General features: G+C 68.3%; 15 protein-coding genes. 9 read left to right on the forward strand and 6 right to left on the reverse strand.

From position 1 onward, the window contains the following. Positions 1-30: 30 nt before the first annotated feature. The gene (locus RJ05_RS14650; RefSeq protein ID WP_014351658.1) at positions 31-633 is read right to left on the reverse strand and encodes a TetR/AcrR family transcriptional regulator; all 603 of its coding nucleotides are present in this window, start codon (positions 631-633) and stop codon (positions 31-33) included. A 98-nt stretch (positions 634-731) separates the two neighbouring features. Here RJ05_RS14650 and RJ05_RS14655 point away from each other — a divergent pair, with 98 nt between their 5' ends. Then, positions 732-2,195, forward strand: coding sequence for an FAD-dependent monooxygenase (locus RJ05_RS14655; protein ID WP_051016581.1), 1,464 nt, complete (start codon positions 732-734; stop codon positions 2,193-2,195). Positions 2,196-2,335: 140 nt separating this feature from the next. Here the strand turns inward: RJ05_RS14655 and RJ05_RS14660 are convergent, their stop codons facing one another. After that, positions 2,336-3,325: a heme o synthase gene (locus RJ05_RS14660; protein WP_036537762.1), complete on the reverse strand. Its 990-nt coding sequence runs from the start codon at positions 3,323-3,325 to the stop codon at positions 2,336-2,338. A 424-nt stretch (positions 3,326-3,749) separates the two neighbouring features. Here RJ05_RS14660 and tkt point away from each other — a divergent pair, with 424 nt between their 5' ends. The 5 genes from tkt to pgl are packed head-to-tail and all read left to right on the forward strand — an operon-like array spanning position 3,750 to position 10,252. Beyond that, positions 3,750-5,891 (forward strand): transketolase, encoded by a 2,142-nt coding sequence (tkt, locus tag RJ05_RS14665; RefSeq protein WP_036537763.1) that lies wholly within the window; start codon positions 3,750-3,752, stop codon positions 5,889-5,891. A gap of 6 nt (positions 5,892-5,897) precedes the next feature. Beyond that, the gene (tal, locus tag RJ05_RS14670) at positions 5,898-7,028 is read left to right on the forward strand and encodes a transaldolase (protein WP_036537780.1); all 1,131 of its coding nucleotides are present in this window, start codon (positions 5,898-5,900) and stop codon (positions 7,026-7,028) included. Positions 7,029-7,033: 5 nt separating this feature from the next. After that, entirely contained in the window at positions 7,034-8,599 is a 1,566-nt protein-coding gene (gene zwf, locus RJ05_RS14675; protein ID WP_036537764.1) for a glucose-6-phosphate dehydrogenase, read from the forward strand. Further along, complete coding sequence (opcA, locus tag RJ05_RS14680) at positions 8,596-9,504, forward strand: glucose-6-phosphate dehydrogenase assembly protein OpcA (RefSeq protein ID WP_174343938.1); 909 nt, start codon at positions 8,596-8,598, stop codon at positions 9,502-9,504. The genes zwf and opcA overlap by 4 nt, the downstream gene beginning before the upstream one ends. After that, a complete protein-coding gene (gene pgl, locus RJ05_RS14685; protein WP_036537766.1) occupies positions 9,497-10,252 on the forward strand; it encodes a 6-phosphogluconolactonase in 756 nt (251 codons plus the stop codon). The genes opcA and pgl overlap by 8 nt, the downstream gene beginning before the upstream one ends. Positions 10,253-10,301: 49 nt before the next feature. Here pgl and RJ05_RS14690 read toward each other — a convergent pair whose 3' ends face one another. Continuing rightward, positions 10,302-10,766: an aminoacyl-tRNA deacylase gene (locus tag RJ05_RS14690; RefSeq protein WP_036537781.1), complete on the reverse strand. Its 465-nt coding sequence runs from the start codon at positions 10,764-10,766 to the stop codon at positions 10,302-10,304. Positions 10,767-11,017: 251 nt separating this feature from the next. Here RJ05_RS14690 and RJ05_RS14695 point away from each other — a divergent pair, with 251 nt between their 5' ends. Both RJ05_RS14695 and RJ05_RS14705 read left to right on the forward strand, forming a co-directional pair. Continuing rightward, on the forward strand, positions 11,018-13,273 hold the full coding sequence (locus tag RJ05_RS14695) for a thiamine pyrophosphate-dependent enzyme (protein ID WP_036537767.1): 2,256 nt from the start codon (positions 11,018-11,020) through the stop codon (positions 13,271-13,273). A 215-nt stretch (positions 13,274-13,488) separates the two neighbouring features. Further along, the gene (locus tag RJ05_RS14705; protein WP_036537769.1) at positions 13,489-13,962 is read left to right on the forward strand and encodes an SRPBCC family protein; all 474 of its coding nucleotides are present in this window, start codon (positions 13,489-13,491) and stop codon (positions 13,960-13,962) included. 92 nt (positions 13,963-14,054) lie between these two features. On the opposite strand, the gene RJ05_RS14710 is transcribed toward RJ05_RS14705, so the two are convergent. Together RJ05_RS14710 and RJ05_RS14715 are read right to left on the reverse strand one after the other, a co-directional pair. Beyond that, positions 14,055-15,464 carry a glycoside hydrolase domain-containing protein gene (locus RJ05_RS14710; RefSeq protein ID WP_036537770.1) on the reverse strand — a complete coding sequence of 470 codons (1,410 nt, stop codon included), beginning with the start codon at positions 15,462-15,464 and terminating at the stop codon, positions 14,055-14,057. 714 nt (positions 15,465-16,178) lie between these two features. Further along, positions 16,179-17,411, reverse strand: a complete 1,233-nt coding sequence (locus RJ05_RS14715) for an FAD-dependent oxidoreductase (protein ID WP_081597332.1) — start codon at positions 17,409-17,411, stop codon at positions 16,179-16,181. 62 nt (positions 17,412-17,473) lie between these two features. Here RJ05_RS14715 and RJ05_RS14720 point away from each other — a divergent pair, with 62 nt between their 5' ends. Continuing rightward, entirely contained in the window at positions 17,474-18,103 is a 630-nt protein-coding gene (locus RJ05_RS14720) for a TetR/AcrR family transcriptional regulator (protein WP_036537772.1), read from the forward strand. 60 nt (positions 18,104-18,163) lie between these two features. Here the strand turns inward: RJ05_RS14720 and RJ05_RS14725 are convergent, their stop codons facing one another. Next, positions 18,164-18,832, reverse strand: a complete 669-nt coding sequence (locus tag RJ05_RS14725; protein ID WP_051016582.1) for a molybdopterin-dependent oxidoreductase — start codon at positions 18,830-18,832, stop codon at positions 18,164-18,166. Positions 18,833-18,903: the final 71 nt, after the last annotated feature.

The following is an 18,903-nucleotide window of genomic DNA, read 5'->3' on the forward strand; positions in this document are numbered from 1 at the left end:
GTGCTGCTGCCCTGAGTCGCCCGGCCCGGTTCAGTAGTCGCGGCCGGTGAGGCCGCGGTAGATGAACCGGGTCAATCCTTCGATGGCCTCGTCATCGGACAGTTCCAGCGTGCCGTCTTCGACGCCGCCGAGAATGCCCTGGGTGAGGTAGAAGACCATCGCCAGGCTGGCGTCCACCCCGCTGGGCAGCTGTAATCCCTTCGCCGCCAGTCCGTCCAGATGATCGGCGACATCGGCGCGCTGCTCGACGCCGAACCGGCCGAGCTTGCGCGCGAATTCCTCGTTGACGATCGCCGCCTGCCCCATCGCACGCAACACCACCGCGTGTTCCCTGGCGAACTTCCAGTACGCGGCGATGTGGAAGCGCACCGCGTCCGGATCGCTGAAATCCGGGTTGTGCTCGGGCTGTTCGGCTTGCGCGTCGCCGGCCTCGGCCAGATCGGCCAGCAGCGATTGCAGCAGTTCCTCTTTGCTGGCGAAGTGGTTGTAGAACGACCCCGCGGCCCGGCCGGCGGCGGTGGTGATGTCGGTGATCTTGGTGTTGAGGTATCCGCGTTCGGCGAACACCCGGCGCGCGGCATCTTTGAGCGCCTGTTCGGTCTCCACCGATCGCTCTCTGCGGCTGGCCACCACATCACCTCCTTGACAAGGCAACCTATCAACTCCAATACTGAATCCATATTCATTGAATTTCAATTCAGTTCTGAAATGCCGCTCGTCCAGGAGTTCTCATGCAGCATCCCGTCCTCATCGCGGGCGCAGGCCCGACCGGCCTGACACTGGCCATCGACCTGGCTCGCCGGGGAATCCCGGTGCGGTTGATCGATCGCGCCGGGCAGTTCTTCGCCGGTTCGCGCGGCGACGGCATCCAGCCACGCACCCTCGAAGTCTTCGACGACCTCGGCGTGCTGGACGCGATACACGCCGCCGGATCGCCCGCGCCGGTCATGCGGGCCTACCTGGACGGACAGTTCGCCGGCGAGCATCGGATGAGCGAGCCGGTCGAACCGACACCTGCGGTCCCCTACCCCAATGTGTGGATGCTGGGGCAGTCGAGGACCGAGGAGATACTGCGTGTGCGGCTGGCCGAATTCGGTGTTCACGTCGAACTCGGCACCGCCTTGGAATCGTTCGATCAGGATGACGAGGGCGTCACCGCGACCGTGTGGCGGGCCGGAACACGGGAGCAGGTCCGGGCCACCTTCCTGGTCGGGGCCGACGGCGGCGCCAGCACCGTCCGCAAACAGCTCGGTATCGCCTTCGAAGGCACCACCGACGACTCCCTCCGCATGCTGCTCGGCGACGTCCGCGCCGACGCGCTCGACCACGACTTCGGCCACTGGTTCGCCGCCGCCGACAACCCGATGGCCGGAATCGCCCTGTCCCCCTTGCCCGGCGGGCGCCACTTCCAGTTCGCGGCACCTCTCGCCGACGACACCGAACCCACCCTCGCCACCTTGCAGCATTACCTGGACCGCTACAGCGGCCGCGACGACCTCACCCTCACCGACCTCACCTGGGTCACCGTATGGCGCCCCAATATCCGCCTGGCGCGACGGTTCCGAGTCGGGCGCGTCCTGCTGGCCGGCGATGCCGCGCATGTGCATCCGCCCACCGGGGGCCAGGGCATGAACACCGGCATCCAGGACGCCTACAATCTCGGCTGGAAACTCGCCGCCGCCCTCGCCGGTGACGACGCACAGCTGGACACCTACGAGCCGGAGCGGCGCGCGGTCGCTGCGCGGGTGCTCGGTCTCAGCACCGATCTACTCGACAAACTGATCGCCGGCGACGAGGACGCCATGCACCGCGGCGAGCAGACCCGCCAGCTCGACCTCACCTACCGCGATCCGGCCGACCCCGCGCGTATCGCTGTCGGCGACCGCGCTCCGGACGCGCCGGTCGAGGACGCCGCCGGTCGCTCGGTGCGCCTGTTCGATCTGTTCCGCGGGCCGCACGCGACGCTGCTGTGCTTCGGCGCGACCGGCGAACTGCCCACCGTGCCGGGTACACGTGTATACGCGGTGGTGCGGCCGGGCGTTGCCGTCGATGACGCAGCGACCGTCACTGATGTCGGCGGTCACGCCCACGACGCCTACGACGCCGTCGACGGAACCCGGATATTGGTGCGTCCCGACGGATATATCGGCGATATCGCCGGTGCCGTCGAGCGCACACCGATATCGAGCGCATGACGCCGCCGGGAGAAGTTGAACGGCGCCCTCCGGTGGGGGCGCCTGATCCAGTACTCGCCCGTCCGCACTCGAGATGCCGCTCGTACTCGGCACCGCGCCGTGGATCGACCTCGGCTGCCCACCGCAGCCGACACGCCGGATCAGCCGAACAGCACCTCACCGATGGTGGTCCAGCCGAGCACCGAGTCGATGGCGAGGCCGCAGAACACCACCGCGAGGTAGTTGTTGGATTGCAGGAACAGCCGAAGCGGTTTCACCGACTCGCCGCGGCGCACACCGGCGTAGAGCTGGTGGGCCATCAGCAGGAACCAGGCACCGGCCACCAGGGCGACGGCCGCGTAGATCACGCCGGTGGCCGGGACCAGTGCCAGCGTGGTCAGCACGGTCAGCCAGGTGTAGATGACGATCTGCTTGGTGACGGTCTGCTCGGTGGCCACCACCGGCAGCATCGGCACGCCGGCCGCGCGGTAGTCCTCCTTGTAGCGCATCGCCAGCGCCCAGGTGTGCGGCGGTGTCCAGAAGAAGATGACGCCGAACAGCGCGATCGCGGGCCAGCCGATGGTTCCGGTGACCGCCGACCAGCCGACCAGGGCGGGCATGCAGCCCGCGGCGCCGCCCCACACCACGTTCTGCGAGGTGCGGCGCTTGAGGCCGAGGGTGTAGACGAAGACGTAGAACAGGATCGTCGCGACCACCAGCACGCCGCTGAGCAGGTTGGCCTGCCACCACAGCCAGGCGAACGAACCGATGCCGAGTACCACGCCGAAGACGAACGCGTGCGAGGTGGGCACCGCGTCGCGCGCCAGCGGACGTTTGGCGGTCCGCTTCATCACCTTGTCGATATCGGCGTCGGCGACGCAGTTGAGGGTGTTCGCGCTCGCCGCGCCCATCCAGCCGCCGAACAGGGTGGCCAGGATGAGGCGGATGTCGACGTGCCCGCGGTCGGCCAGCAGCATGGTCGGGATGGTGGCGACCAGCAGCAGTTCGATGACGCGCGGTTTGGTCAGCGCGATATAGGCCAGCGGGCGGCGCAGGAGCTTCGACAACGGGCCGTCACCGGTGACCCGATCCGCGAGCGCCGGTGCGGAATCGTGCGCGCCGCCGACCCCCGGCTGTTGACCGATCCGCACTTTTTCTCCTCGCACGCTGTGCTTCGCATCCGGCTGTGGAACGAGCAGCGCGCGGCTGCGGCGCGGCCACTACTACAGACGATGGTAGACCCACACCCCCACTGCCCCGACCCTCGCCCCCTGCCCTGACACAGTGCCGTTCACCCGCGGGTAACCACCCGCACCCGGCGTGAACAGCGGCGGTTCACGCACTTCCACGCCCTTTCGTGGCGAGCACCACATTCGCGGTGCCGGGTCGCGCCGCCGGGGACCCGCGCACGCCACGCCGCCGAGCGGCCGATTTCCCCTGGGTTCGTGCGCGGCCGGTCGCGGGCACAACTAGGGTGGTAGCTACATCCGGCACGCGCATTTCGGCGTTGCCGTACGTCATGCCACCGCCCACCCCGCCATCGTCGACGAAACCAATGTCAGGAGAACCTCGGTCGTGTCAGTGACAGACGACATCCGCGCCCTCACCCAGCCGAACCATCCGGCCGACTGGACGGACCTGGACACCAAGGCGGTCGACACGATCCGGGTGCTGGCCGCGGACGCGGTGCAGAACGCGGGCAACGGTCACCCCGGTACCGCGATGAGCCTCGCGCCGCTGGCCTACGTGCTCTACCAGCGCGTCATGCGCCACGACCCGACCGATCCGAGCTGGGTCGGCCGCGACCGTTTCGTGCTCTCGTGCGGTCACTCCAGCCTCACCCAGTACATCCAGCTGTACCTGGCCGGTTTCGGGCTCGAACTCGACGATCTGAAGAACCTGCGCAAGTGGGGCTCGCTGACCCCGGGCCACCCCGAGTTCCGGCACACCGACGGCGTCGAGATCACCACCGGCCCGCTCGGCCAGGGTCTGGCCTCCGCGGTCGGCATGGCGATGGCCGCCCGCCGCGAGCGCGGCCTGTTCGATCCGGACGCCGCCCCCGGTGCCAGCCCGTTCGATCACTACATCTACGTCATCGCCTCCGACGGCGACCTGGAGGAGGGCGTCACTTCCGAGGCGTCCTCGCTGGCGGGCACCCAGCAGCTGGGCAATCTGGTGGTGATCTACGACGACAACAAGATCTCCATCGAGGACGACACCACCATCGCCTTCACCGAGGACGTCGCCGCCCGCTACGCCGCCTACGGCTGGCATGTGCAGACCGTCGAGGGCGGTGAGGACGTCGTCGCGATCGAGGCCGCCCTCGAGGCCGCCAAGGCCGAGACCGGCAAGCCGTCGATCATCGTGCTGCGCACCGTCATCGGCTACCCGGCGCCCACCAAGATGAACACCGGCGCCTCACACGGTGCCGCCCTCGGCGGCGACGAGGTGGCCGCCACCAAGAAGATCCTCGGGTTCGATCCCGAGCAGAGCTTCCAGGTCGACGACGCCGTCATCGCGCACACCCGCAAGGCCATCGAGCGCGGCCGGCAGGCGCATGAACAGTGGCAGCAGAGCTTCGACGCGTGGGCGCAGGCCAACCCGGAGAACAAGAAGCTGTTCGACCGGCTCGCCAACCGCGATCTGCCCGCGGGCTGGACCGCGAATCTGCCCACCTACGAGCCGGATCCGGCCGGTATGGCCACCCGCAAGGCCTCCGGCAAGGTGCTGGCCGCGCTGGCGCCGGTGCTGCCGGAACTGTGGGGCGGTTCGGCCGACCTCGCCGAATCCAACAACACCACCATGCCGGATGTGCCGAGCTTCGGCCCCGAGTCGATCTCCACCGGCATGTGGAAGACCAGCCCGTACGGGCGCACCCTGCACTTCGGTGTGCGCGAGCACGCGATGGGCTCGATCCTCAACGGCATCGCGCTGCACGGCCCCACCCGCCCCTACGGCGGTACCTTCCTGGTGTTCAGCGACTACATGCGCCCCGCGGTGCGCCTGGCCGCGCTGATGCGCATCCCGGTCACCTACGTCTGGACCCACGACTCCATCGGTCTCGGCGAGGACGGCCCGACCCATCAGCCGATCGAGCATCTGGCCGCGCTGCGCGCCATCCCCGGCCTGAACGTGGTCCGCCCCGGCGACGCCAACGAGACCACCTACGCCTGGCGCACCATCCTCGAGCGCGACAGCAGCGAGCACAGCTCGCACTTCTCGGTCTCGGAGATGCCGCATCAGGACGGCCCGTCCGCGCTGGCGCTGACCCGCCAGAACCTGCCGATCCTGGAGGGCACCAGCTACGAGGGTGTATCCAAGGGCGGCTACATCCTGGCCGAGGCCTCCACCGGCACCCCGCAGGTGATCTTGATCGCCACCGGCTCGGAGCTCCAGCTCGCCGTCGAAGCGCGCACTACCCTGGAGGCGCAGGGTATCGGCACCCGTGTGGTCTCGATGCCGTGCGTGGAGTGGTTCGACGCGCAGGACAAGGCCTACCGCGACGAGGTGCTGCCGCCGTCGGTCGCCGCGAGGGTGACCGTCGAGGCCGGTATCGCGATGCCGTGGCACCGGTTCGCCGGTGACGCGGGCGAGATCGTCTCCATCGAGCACTTCGGCGCCTCCGCCGACTACAAGACCCTGTTCCGCGAGTTCGGCTTCACGCCCGAGGCCGTGGTGGCAGCCGCCCAGCGCACGCTCAGCAACGTGAAGGGATAAGTGCTCATGGCACAGAACGAGAACATCGCCGCCCTCAGTGCGGCGGGAGTGTCGGTCTGGCTCGACGATCTGTCCCGCGACCGGATCAACTCCGGCAATCTCGCGGAACTGATCGCGACCCGCGGCGTGGTCGGCGTGACCACCAACCCGACCATCTTCCAGGGCGCCCTGAGCAAGGGCCACGCCTACGACGCCCAGGTCGCGGCCTTGGCCGCGCAGGGCGCCGACGCCGACGCGGCCATCCGCACCATCACCACCGACGACGTCCGCGCGGCCTGCGATGTGCTGGCCCCGGTGTTCGAGCAGACCGGCGGTGTGGACGGCCGGGTCTCCATCGAGGTCGATCCGCGGCTGGCCTTCGACGCCGACAAGACCGTCGCGCAGGCGGTCGAGCTGTGGAAGATCGTCGACCGGCCCAACCTGTTCATCAAGATTCCGGCCACCGAGGAGGGCCTGCCCGCGATCACCGCGGTGCTCGCCGAGGGCATCAGCGTCAACGTCACGCTGATCTTCTCCGTGGCCCGCTACCGCTCGGTGATGGGCGCTTACCTCGACGGTCTGCGCAAGGCTCGCACCGCGGGACACGATCTGGCCTACATCCATTCGGTGGCGTCGTTCTTCGTGTCCCGGGTCGACACCGAGATCGACAAGCGGCTCGAGGCGATCGGCTCGCCGGAAGCCCTGGCGCTGCGCGGCAAGGCCGGTGTGGCGAACGCCCGCCTGGCCTACGCCGAATACCAGGATGTCTTCGACGGCGGCGCGCACACCTCCACCTACAGCCACCTCGCGGCCATGGGCGCCAACCGTCAGCGTCCGCTGTGGGCCTCGACCGGGGTGAAGAACCCGGAGTACTCGGACACGATGTACGTGACCGAGCTGGTGGCGCCCAATACGGTCAACACCCTCCCGGAGAAGACCCTCGAAGCGGTCGCCGATCACGGCGAGATCCGCGGCGACACCGTCTCCGGCACCGCCGCGGCGGCGCAGGAGGTGTTCGACAAGCTGACGGCCGTCGGCATCGACCTCGACGATGTTTTCGCGGTGCTCGAACGCGAAGGCGTCGACAAATTCGAGAAGTCGTGGGAGGAACTGCTTTCGGCCACCGCACAGGAGCTGTCCGCGGCCGGGGGTAACTGACCCAGATGGCCGGTACCGGGCACGCAGCGACCACGGCCGGGTGGCGTAACCCACTGCGCGACGGACGGGACAAGCGGGTACCGCGGATCGCGGGACCGTGCAGCATGGTGATCTTCGGGGTCACCGGCGATCTGTCCCGGAAGAAGCTCATGCCGGCCATCTACGATCTGGCGAACCGGGGGCTGCTGCCCCCGGGTTTCGCGCTGGTGGGTTTCGCCCGCCGGGATATGGGTGACGCGGACTTCGCCGACATCGTGCTGGAGTCGGTGAAGGCGCATGCGCGCACGCCGTTTCGCCAGCAGGTGTGGGATCACCTGTCCGAAGGCATCCGGTTCGTCCAGGGCACCTTCGAGGACGACGCCGCCTTCGCGCAGTTGGCCGCGACGCTGGCGCGGCTGGACGCCGAACGCGGCACCGGCGGCAATCACGCCTTCTACCTGTCGATTCCGCCGGACATGTTCCCGGTGGTGCTCGATCAGCTCTCCGAGCACGGGCTGGCCAAGCCGACGCAGGTGCACGGGCGCACACCGTGGCGGCGGGTAGTGATCGAGAAGCCGTTCGGGCACGACCTCGACAGCGCCCGCGAACTCAACGCACTGGTCAACCGGGTGTTCCCGGAGGAGACGGTGTTCCGCATCGACCACTATCTCGGCAAGGAGACGGTGCAGAACATCCTGGCGTTGCGCTTCGCGAACCAGTTGTTCGATCCGATCTGGAACGCCAACTACGTCGACCACGTGCAGATCACCATGGCCGAGGACATCGGGCTCGGCGGGCGCGCGGGGTACTACGACGGCATCGGCGCCGCGCGCGATGTCATCCAGAACCATCTGTTGCAGCTGCTGGCGCTCACCGCGATGGAGGAGCCGATCAGCTTCGCGCCCAACCAATTGCAGATGGAGAAGATCAAGGTCCTCTCCGCCACCACCCTGGTCGAACCGCTGGACGAGACCACCGCGCGTGGTCAGTACGCGGCCGGCTGGCAGGGCGGTGAGCAGGTGGTCGGGCTGCTCGACGAGGAGGGTTTCGACCCGGATTCGCGCACCGAGACCTATGCCGCGCTGACCCTCGAGGTCAATACCCGGCGCTGGGCGGGGGTGCCGTTCTATCTGCGCACCGGCAAGCGTCTGGGCCGGCGCGTCACCGAGATCGCGGTGGTGTTCAAGCGGGCGCCGCATCTGCCGTTCGATCAGACCATGACCGAGGAGCTCGGGCAGAACGCGCTGGTCATGCGGATTCAGCCGGATGAGGGCATCACCATGCGGTTCGGGTCCAAAGTCCCGGGAACCGGGATGGAGGTGCGCGATGTCAACATGGACTTCAGCTACGGCGAGGCGTTCACCGAGTCCTCCCCGGAGGCCTACGAACGGCTCATCCTGGATGTGCTGCTCGGTGTGCCGTCGCTGTTCCCGGTGAACGCGGAGGTCGAATTGTCCTGGAGCATCCTCGATCCGGTGCTGGAACACTGGGCCGCCGACGGCAAACCCGAACAGTACGAGGCCGGCACCTGGGGCCCGGAATCGGCCGACGAGATGCTGGCCCGCACCGGCCGGGAATGGCGGCGCCCGTGATCGTCGACATGCCCGACACCACCACCGGTGAAGTCACCAAACGCCTGGTGCAGCTGCGCGAGAGCAACGGTGTGATCACCATGGGCCGCGTGCTCACCCTGGTGGTGTGCACCCTCGACAGCTCCGAAGCCGAGGACGCGATCGACGCCGCGAACGACGCCAGCCGCGAACATCCCTGCCGGGTGGTCGTGCTGGCGCGCGGCGACCGGGACGCCGAGACCCGGTTGGACGCCCAGATCCGCGTCGGCGGGGACGCGGGCGCGGCCGAGGTGATCGTGCTGCGGTTGCAGGGACAGCTGATCAATCACGAAAGCAGCGTCGTCATCCCGTTCCTGCTGCCGGACACGCCGGTGGTCGCGTGGTGGCCGCGCGGTGCGCCGGAGTTCCCGTCCAAGGATTCGGTGGGCCGGTTGGCCGCCCGGCGGATCACCGACGCCACCTTCGCCGCCGATCCGCAGGCCACCATCAAGAAGCGCCGCCATTCCTACGCCTCCGGCGATACCGATCTGGCGTGGAGCCGGATCACCTACTGGCGGGCGCTGCTGGCGGCCGCGATGGACGAACCGCCGTTCGAGCCGGTCGAGTCGGTGACGGTGTCGGGCCTGCGCGAGGAACCGGCCCTCGACATCCTGGCCGGTTGGCTGGCCGGGCGCCTGGAATGCCCGGTGTATCGACGCACCGGGGAGCTGCGGGTGGAACTGCACCGGCCGACGGTGTCGATCGGCATCACCCGCCCGCAGACCGGCGTCACCGCCACGCTCACCCGTACCGGGGAACCGGATCAGCGGATCGCGTTGGCGCGCAGGGAAGCTCGGGACTGCCTCGCCGAGGAGTTGCGCCGGCTCGACGCCGACGACATCTATGCCGAGGCGCTGGCCGGCATCGAAAGGGTGACCTATGTCTAGCAGCACCGATTCGGAGTTCCCCGGCGATACCGTCGAGGTCCATCCCGACGCCGACGCTCTGGTGACGGCGGCGGCGAAACGGTTCGTCGGGGTCGTGGTGGCGGCGCAGGCCGAGCGTGGTTCGGCGTCGGTGGTGCTCACCGGCGGCGGTACCGGCATCGACCTGTTGAAGAAGGTCCGCGCGACGCCGGGTGATATCGACTGGTCGCGGCTGGATGTGTTCTGGGGCGATGAGCGTTTCGTCCCGGCCGGCGATGCCGAACGCAACGACCGGCAGGCCCGCGAAGCGCTGCTGGATCATGTGCCGGTCGATCCGCATCGCGTGCATCCGGTGGCGACCTCCGACGGCGAATACCCCGATCCGGTGGCCGCCGCGGCCGAATACTCCGCCGCCGTCCACGCCCACCTGGCCGAATACGGCGCCTTCGACCTGCATCTGCTCGGTATGGGCGGCGAGGGACATATCAATTCGCTGTTCCCCGACACCGACGCGGTGCGTGAGGAACACGAACTGGTCGTCGCCGTGACCGACTCCCCCAAACCGCCTCCGGTGCGCGTCACCCTGACCTTGCCCGCGATCCGGCGCGCCCGGCACGTGGTGCTCGTGGTCGCCGGCGGGGCGAAGGCCGATGCCGTGGCGGCCGCCCTGAGCGGTGCCGAACCGGTCGACATCCCCGCCGCCGGGGCCTCGGGTTCGGAGTCCACCACCTGGATGCTCGACCGGGCCGCAGCGGCCTCCTTGCGATAGCATTCGTCCGCTGCCGCGGGCGTTGCACCCGGTCCGTGCGCGGCTCGGCTCAGATGGTGATGTGTCCGTGCGGGTAGCTCGATGTCAGCCGAGCGAAGTCGGATCCGGAGACGTGCACGAGGGTGCTGTGGTCGCCGCCCTCGAAGTAGATGTCCTCGCGCTGGTCGAGCTGATCGTCGACCACGCACGGCACGTGATAAGGCTCGGCGACCACCGGGATGGCGCCGGTCTCGCAGTCCGGGAACAGCGCCGACGCCTCCTCCTCGGACGCCAGCCGCACCGACTCGCCGAGCACTGAACCGGTCTCGGCCAGATCGATGAGGCGGTTCGACGGAAGCACGGCCACCATATAGCCGCCGTTCTTCTTCAGCACGACCCCTTTGGCCAGTTGCCGGCCGGGGATGTGCCCGGCCTGTGCGGTCCGGGCCGATGTCGATGTCCTGTCATGCGTGCTCACGTCGTAGTGGACGTGCAGCCCGTCGAGATACTCCCGCATGCTCGTGGCGATGCCCATGATCGTTGCCTCCATAAGTGATGGCTCTTCGACGACCACTGCGGCGGAACCGGCCGACGGAGGAGTCCCTGCCCTCCGGCAGGTCACTTCCGCGCCGTGGGGCGGGTTGAACAGGGAAAATAATACTCTCGCCCGGGCCGCGGCGCGGGGCTGACGGCGCCTGTCGGTCGTAGGCTGGCAGTTATGACCTGGGGCAGCGAGCGGTCGCGGCGCTCGGTGATGGGCGCGCGCGACGTCGGCGGGACGCGGGGATGAGCGCGCAGGAGCTCGAGCAGCGGTTCCGGGCCGCTGTGCGGGCGGCCGTGCCCGGGGTCAAGCGAGCTCCCGAGGAGATCGTGGCCCCTGGGATCAGCGCCGGTTTGTGTGTGGAGCTGTTCGATTCGCAGGTGACGAGCCGGCAGCTTGATCTCGCGGCTCGACAGTTGGGACGGGCGGGGCGCGGCTACTACAGCATCGGATCCTCGGGGCATGAGGGCAACGCGGCGCTGGCCATCGCCACGCGTGTCGATGATCCGGCCTTGCTGCATTACCGGTCGGGCGCGTTCTTCGTGCAGCGGGCTCGGCAGGTGCCGGGGCTGGATCCGGTCCGGGATGTGCTGCTCGGTGTGGTCGCGGCGGCGACCGATCCGATCGCCGGGGGCAGGCACAAGGTGTTCGGGAGCAAGGCGGCGGCGGTGATTCCGCAGACCTCGACGATCGCCTCACATCTACCGCGCGCGGTGGGCTTGGCCTTCGCGCTCGAGCGTGGCGTGCGGCTCGGCGTGGCCCGGGAGTGGCCGCAGGATGCGGTAGTGCTGTGCACCTTCGGCGATGCCTCCGCGAACCATTCGACGGCGACGGGCGCGATCAACGCCGCCGTGCACACCGCGCATCTAGGTGTCGGCCTGCCGATTCTGTTCGTCTGCGAAGACAACGGCATCGGCATCAGCGTGCCGACCCCACCCGACTGGATCGCCACCGCCTACGGGCAGCGCCGCGGCCTGCGATATTTCGACGCCGACGGATGCGATCTGCTCGACGCCCTCACCACCGCGACCGACGCCGTGCACTGGGTGCGCACCCACCGCGCCCCGGCATTCCTTCGCTTGCGCACCGTGCGGCTGCTCGGGCACGCCGGTTCCGATGTGGAAACCGCCTACCGCGCGCAGGCCGCGATCGCCGCCGACGCCGAATGCGACCCGGTCGCGGCCACCGCGCGCATGCTGATCACCGTCGGGATCAGCACCCCGGAGGAGGTTGCGGCCCGATACGACGCGATCGCCGAACGCGTCGCCGAGGTAGCCGAAGAACTCGGCGGGGCATCGAAACTCGCCTCCGCGGCGCAGGTGATGGCCCCGCTCGCACCGGCTCATCCCGGCCTCGTGCGGGCCGACGTCGAGCGGGGCACCGCTTCCCCGGCCGGGGCACCCGCCCCGACACCTGCTGGCGACGACCCCGCGTCCTCGCAGACGAGTTCATCGCTGTCCGCATCCACCGAACCCGATACCGCCGAACACCTCCCGCTGACTCTCGCGCAAGGCATCAACCACACCTTGCGCGCGCTGCTCGCCCGCGACGACGACCTGCTGGTGTTCGGGGAGGATGTCGCCCGCAAGGGCGGGGTCTACGGGGTCACGAAGGGCTTGCGCAAGGAGTTCGGCGCCCGGCGCGTGTTCGACACGCTGCTGGATGAGCAGAGCGTGCTCGGCACCGCGCTCGGGGCCGGGCTCGCCGGTTTCGTGCCGATCCCGGAAATCCAGTACCTGGCGTATGTGCACAACGCCCTCGACCAGTTGCGCGGTGAGGCGGCGACCTTGCAGTTCTTCTCCGAGGGCCGCTACCGCAATCCGATGGTGGTCCGGGTCGCCGGGCTGGCGTATCAGCGGGGGTTCGGCGGCCATTTCCACAACGACAATTCCGTCGCCGCGCTGCGCGATATCCCCGGTCTCGTGGTTGCGGTACCCGCGCGTGCCGACGATGCGGCGGCACTGCTGCGGACATGCGTGTCGGCGGCGCGGGTGGACGGGCGGGTGTGCGTCATCGTCGAACCGATCGCCCTCTACCACCACCGTGACCTGTACGAATCCGGCGACGACGGCTGGCTCGCCCCGGCGACCGCACCCTGGCATGTGCCGATCGGCCGGGCCAGAACCTATGGTGACGGCACCGATCTGACTATCGTCACCTTCGGCAATGGCGTGCCGATGAGCTTGCGTGTCGCGCGCCGGCTCGCCGCGCGTGGCGTCGACGCCCGCGTCCTCGATCTGCGCTGGCTGGCTCCGCTCCCCCACGACGATCTGCTCCACCACGCCGAGATCACCGGCCGGGTGCTGGTCGCCGATGAGACCCGGCGCAGTGGGGGCGTCGCCGAGTCGGTGTTCGCGGCCCTGCTCGACGCCGGGTTCGCCGGTCGCATGTCGCGCGTGACCAGCGCCGATAGTTTCGTTCCGCTCGGGCCGGCCGCGAGTACGGTCCTGCTCGACGAAACCGCCATCGAGGCGGCCGCCGTCGACCTCGTTTCCCGATGACGCGTGGGCGAGTACCGGCCGGTGGTGCTACGGGCCGACGGCGAAGCACCATCCGGTCCGCCCATCAACTCGCTGCCCGGTGACATGCGCCATCTGATACCGGAGCCGCCGTGGGCGGACGCGCCGAGCTGTAAACGATTGCACCGAATCACGATTCGCCGGCAGTCCATGGGAAATACTCTCGACAGCGACAGCGAACCGCGGGAGGTACACCGATGACGACGATGTCGATGCTCGGCGAAGTGCGGCCGGAACACGATTGCCCCGATGAGCTGGTACTTCTGCACTATCTACGGTCGTTCCGGCATCCGGTGCTCGAGGTGTGGGCCGCCTGCACCGAGCCCCGCCAGCTGGTGCGGTGGTTCGGCGCGGTCTCCGGCACCGGCGCCGATCTCGTCATCGAACCCGACGACGGTCCGATCCCCGGCCCCCTCACTGTGCATATCGACCACTGCTCGGCCCCGAACGACCTCCACGCCCGGGTCGACGACGGCACCGTCGAACTACACCTGAGCCAGGTCGGGGTCGTCACCAACCTGGAACTCGTCCGCCGCCATGTCCGCCCCGAAGACGCCGCGACGATCGGCCCACGCTGGCAATACCTGCTCGACCGTTTCACCGCGTATCTGAACGTCCACCCCATGCCCCACTGGCATGACTACACCAGTCTGGCGACCGAATACCGCTAAGGGCGCGACCGAAAACCGCACCCGCTGTTCGGCGAGGGGGACATGAGACCGGTGACACGCCGATAGCGCCGGTCTCATGTCCCCGCGTGGGTTCAGGGGGATGGGTTGCGGAAGCCTTCGATGCCGAGTTTTTCGCCGATGGCGGCCAGGGCTTCGACTACGGTGCGGCCGCCCAGGGCTTCCCAGCCGGGGAAGTCGGCGCCGCGGGAGGTGTCGGGGCCTGCGACTTGGTCGAGGGTGAGGCCGACGTGTTTGTCGAGGTAGTGCAGCAGGGTGCCGACGGTGACGGTGTCGCCTCGGTAGTTGACGAGGGTTTCTTCGAGGAAGGACATGTCAGCTCCATTCGCGTACTTGGTGATTGCCGCCGAGAAGACGTCCCAGGGGAAGTTCGGGCCGACGTCGGTGTGTGAGCCGACGCCGAGCCCTTCGGTGACCGCGTAGTGGTCGGCGATGCCGGGCCGGCCGGCGCCGAGTTCCGCGGGGGTGATGATGCGGGCCGGGAAGCCGTAGCGGCGGCTGTCCTGCACCGCGAGGTAGGCGGCGACGTCGATGCCGCGTCCCATGTTGTCGAGCCACTGCTGCCGCGACCAGGCGGCGCGGCTGCCGGCGAAACACAGGTTGATCGAGCGGTTGTTGGCGTCGAGCACCGACCAGGACGCGACGTCGGTGTCGATGACGTCCACCACGGTCACCGCGTTGTCGACGGTGTAGTGGTAGGACACGCCGCTGTTCGGATTCTGCAGGTAGTCGGCCAGCGACTCGGCGGTGCCGTTGCCTTCCTGGGTGTGCAGCAGCCACCACAGCACCGGCGCGCCTTCGCGGGAGTGCCAGTTCGGGGAGACCCCGATCTCGTTGATCTCACGGAATTGCGGTGCGGGCGCCGCGCTCGCCAGCGACCACTGCCCGAAGTCGGGTTTCAGCACCGTGTTCACGTCGACGGTCACTCCTCCCACTTGGCGGGCATCGATCTCGATCTGATGCATGTGCGCGGCCGGATGGTCGACGTTGAGGGCCGGGTCGCCGGACCAGTTGTGTTGCCAGAACCAGCGGGCGACATCGTCTTCCAGCGCCCATTCGATGCAGCGGGCATTGCCGTACATGCCGGTCCATTCGAGCCCGACCACGCTGGCCCAGCCGCGTAGGAACGGAGCGATCAGGTCGTTCCACTGTTGCAGGGTGGGGTTGGCGTCGACCGGCGCGTAGATCGGCCGGCGGGGCGGCCCGCCCGCTTCGGTGTGGTAGCGCACCGCGATCTGCGCGTGGCGGACTCCGGCGTCGTAGCCGCCGAGCCAGTCGGAGGTGTCGCCCTTGCCGTACTGGTAGTTGGACACGATTTCCAGCCCGTGCGCACGCAGTGCGTCACAGTAGTCGCGCCGCAGCGGTTTGGCGCCGAAGTTGGTGCCCGGCCGGGATTCTGAGAAGTAGCCGATCACGCCGGCGTACCCGGCGTCCACGATGGCTTGCGGGTCGATCAGGCTCGCTGAGAAGTCCAGCAGTTGCATAACCGTCTCCTTGCTTCTCGCCGAACCGATCCTCTGCTGACTGTGGAGCTGGGGTGGACGCCGCTCGACGGGCCGGGAAGACAGCCGAGCAGCACCGGGTCGAGCCCTCCGGCGTAACCGCAGGTGAAACACGAGCGCGGCCCGCGACCGCACCTACCGGTACCTCGGTATCGCCCTACCCTGCCCTCGGGGTAACCCGTGCAGGCACCGGCAAAACACCTGACGCTGGGGATACGCTGGGCCCGAACAGGTTTCCTGGTGGCGGGTCGCACCCTCAACGATACGAGGTACGCGACGATCGCGGCCGGTATTTGCCACATCGTATCCAGATGGCATTCTGGCCGTTCCGACCACGAGACCATCGGGGTTGCGGCGGCGACGGTGGTGCGGCGCCCGGCCGGTCGATCCCCCGGCTGTGCCGACAGGCGGGCGCTCACCCATCAGCCCCTCCGAGGCGGGAGACATCAACCGGTCGCCGTCCAATTCGACGCCGCCGCAGCAGGTTTCAGGCGAGCGGGTTGAACCTGCCCGCGGCCACCCCCGTCACGAATGCATCCCACCCGTCCGGTCCGAAGACCAGGGCCGCCAACTCCAAGACCGTCTCCGCGCCACCGCCGCCGCCCGCCGACCCCAACGAGTCCCCGGCCCCGACGAAGACGACGACCTCTACTACCAGCAGCGGAACGAGCGAGGGTGGCTGGTCTAGGCGGGATTTCAGTGTCCACGCCGGGCGAAGACAGGTGCGTGCTCGGGCCGGATGCCGATGCCGCCGATGTAGGCGGACACCCCACGCAATGCCGGGCTGGCCCGCAATGCTCGGATGGGAGCCGGCAGACGGTGTTCGTCCAGCGTGCCCGCGAGCGCCGGTTCCAGCAGCATGGCGTGTTCGCCGCGTTGGGACCGTTGAGCGACCACGGTCGGTAGCGATCGGCGGCGCTGAACCCTCGCCAGGTCCTGGTGTGTGACTCGGCCGCGCAGCAGTGGATCGGCGAGGATTCGCGCAGCGGCGACCGCGTCCTGGATTGCCAGATTGACACCCATTCCACCGACCGGAGACATCGTGTGCGCAGCATCGCCGATGCACAGCACACCGTCTCCGTACCAGCGTCGCAACCGGTTCATATCGGTCCGTAGCAGTTTCACGTCATCCCAGGAACGCACGGCGGCCACTTGCTCATGCGACCAGCCGAACATCTCGGCGAGCCGCGCACGGAAGGTCGCGACGTCCTCCGCGCGCATACGCTCGTCCGTGTCTTTCGCGATCAGGTAGGAAGCCTGGAAATAGTCCCCTCGGTCCATGGTGACCGCGACCTGCCGATCGCCGAACCAGCCGAAGACTTCGCCGTCACGCGTCGCGTCGCCTTTGGGGATCCGGACCTGCCAGACGTCCATCGGAATGGCGAAGTCGACGGTACGCAGTCCGGCTTCGCGGCGAATTATCGAGCGACGACCGTCGCAGCCGACGATCAGCTCCGCCGACAGTTGGCGAACAGCACCGTCGGCGTCGTGGTATTCGACACCGACGACCCGGCCGTCGCCGTCCCGGAGCAATCCGGTGACGGCACTGTTCATACACAGTGTGAACGATGGCTCTTCGGCCGCCGCCGACGCGAGCAGGTCGAGAAAATCCCATTGGGGAACCATCGCGATGTAGTTGTGCCTGCCCGGGATTCGCCGGAAGTCTGCCAGTACGACCGTGGTGGTGCCGATCTGGATCCGCATCTGTTCGAGCCTGCCGGCGGGAAGCTTCGCGAAACGTTCACCCAGCCCGAGCTCGTCGAGTAGGCGCAATGTCGATGGGTGGACGGTGTCGCCTCGGAAGTCACGCAGGAAATCGGGATGCTTCTCGAGCACGGTCACCTCGACCCCCGCGCGGGCCAGCAGCAGGCCGAGCATCATCCCGGCCGGTCCACCGCCGACGACTACACACTGCGTTCGCTCGCTCATGCCGTCACGCTAGCAGAATATTAGATAGTGTCTAACTTTAGAGCGTGTGCAACAATCTCCGCGTGGAGGAGAGCCTGGGATTGCGCGAGCAGAAGAAGCGCCGCACCAAGCAAGCGCTGGTCGAAGCCGCCCTTCGACTGTTCAGCGATAAGGGGTACGACCACACGACGGTCGCCGAGATCGCGTCCGCGGCGAACGTCTCGTACGCGACCTTCTTCAACTACTTCGGCGCCAAGGACGAGGTGGTCTTCGCCGACGACGACCTGTACGAGTCACTGCTGGACGAGGCGTTCGGCAGCCGCGAGCCCGGCGAACGCCCAGCCGACCTGCTCCTCAGGGCGATTCGGCACCTGAGCACGGCCACGTCGTGGAGTTTCCCACTCGACCATGAACTCACCGCCTTACGCGCCCGTTTGATCGCGGAGGTGCCCGCCTTACGTGCGGGTGCCCTGCTACGAAATTCGGCACTGCAACAGCGCCTGGCCGCAGCGTTACTCGCCGCCTACCCGGGCGAGGTCGACGTCGTCCACGCCGCGGCGCTGACCGGGGCACTGGTCGGTGCGGTCGACGCCGTCACCAACTCGGGCGCGGCACGTGAGGCGGCGCCGGAATCCATTGCGGCCCTGATCGATGAGGCCACCGAGATCGCGCTCCGTGGTCATCTGTCGGAGCCACCCCGACGCACCGAGTAGTCGACCTGAGCCGACAGAGCGAAACCGGGCGCTACAAGTCGCCGCACGTAACCCTGTCCACTACGCATGCTCGCGGCTACCCCGCGCGCTGAGTCTGCGGATCGGCCCGATCAGCGATCGATACACCGGACGCACCAAGTGCCCGGGCAGATGCCGGTGCCGTTCCTCCTGCCATACCCGCGCTCGCGGGTGCGAGGCGAGGGGTGACCAGCGGTCCGGAATCGGTGGCTGCGCGGTGTGGAATTCGATGCGGCACAGGTGCTTTGTGTTGATGAACCCGTACTGATGGGGACTGACCAGCCGCACCGGGGCGCCGTGGTCGCTGTTGAGCGGTCGACCGTCGAGTTGGTCGGCGATCAGGACGTCGTCGGCGAGGACGTCGTCCAGCTGCACGATCGACTCGAAACCGTCCAGACCCCGGAAGATCACGTGGCTGATCGATGCGCCCGGCTCGAGGAGCGGCTCGACCTTCGTGCGATAGACGGTCTCGAACGGCACACCCTCCCAGAGCAGATCGGTGGCAGACCATCCGGCGACGCAGTGGAAGTCGGACCGCTGTTCGCGGCGCGGCAACGTCGCGAGCTCGGCGACGGGCACGGCGAGGCTCGCGGTGAGAGGCCCGGCGATCTCGATCACCGGCTCGGCGGGAACGGGTGGGGGCGGGTGATGCAGGTGGGTGCCGAAGCGCGGGAAACCCTCGACCGCGCGCTGCCCGGGTGGGAGTGCCATACCGATCCTCCATCTATACGGCGGCGTATAGATGGCAGCGTATCGCGCGCGACCCCCGGCGTCGAGGGTCG

It is taken from the genome of Nocardia cyriacigeorgica NBRC 100375, assembly GCF_000308555.1.
In the GTDB taxonomy this organism is placed as follows: domain Bacteria; phylum Actinomycetota; class Actinomycetes; order Mycobacteriales; family Mycobacteriaceae; genus Nocardia; species Nocardia cyriacigeorgica.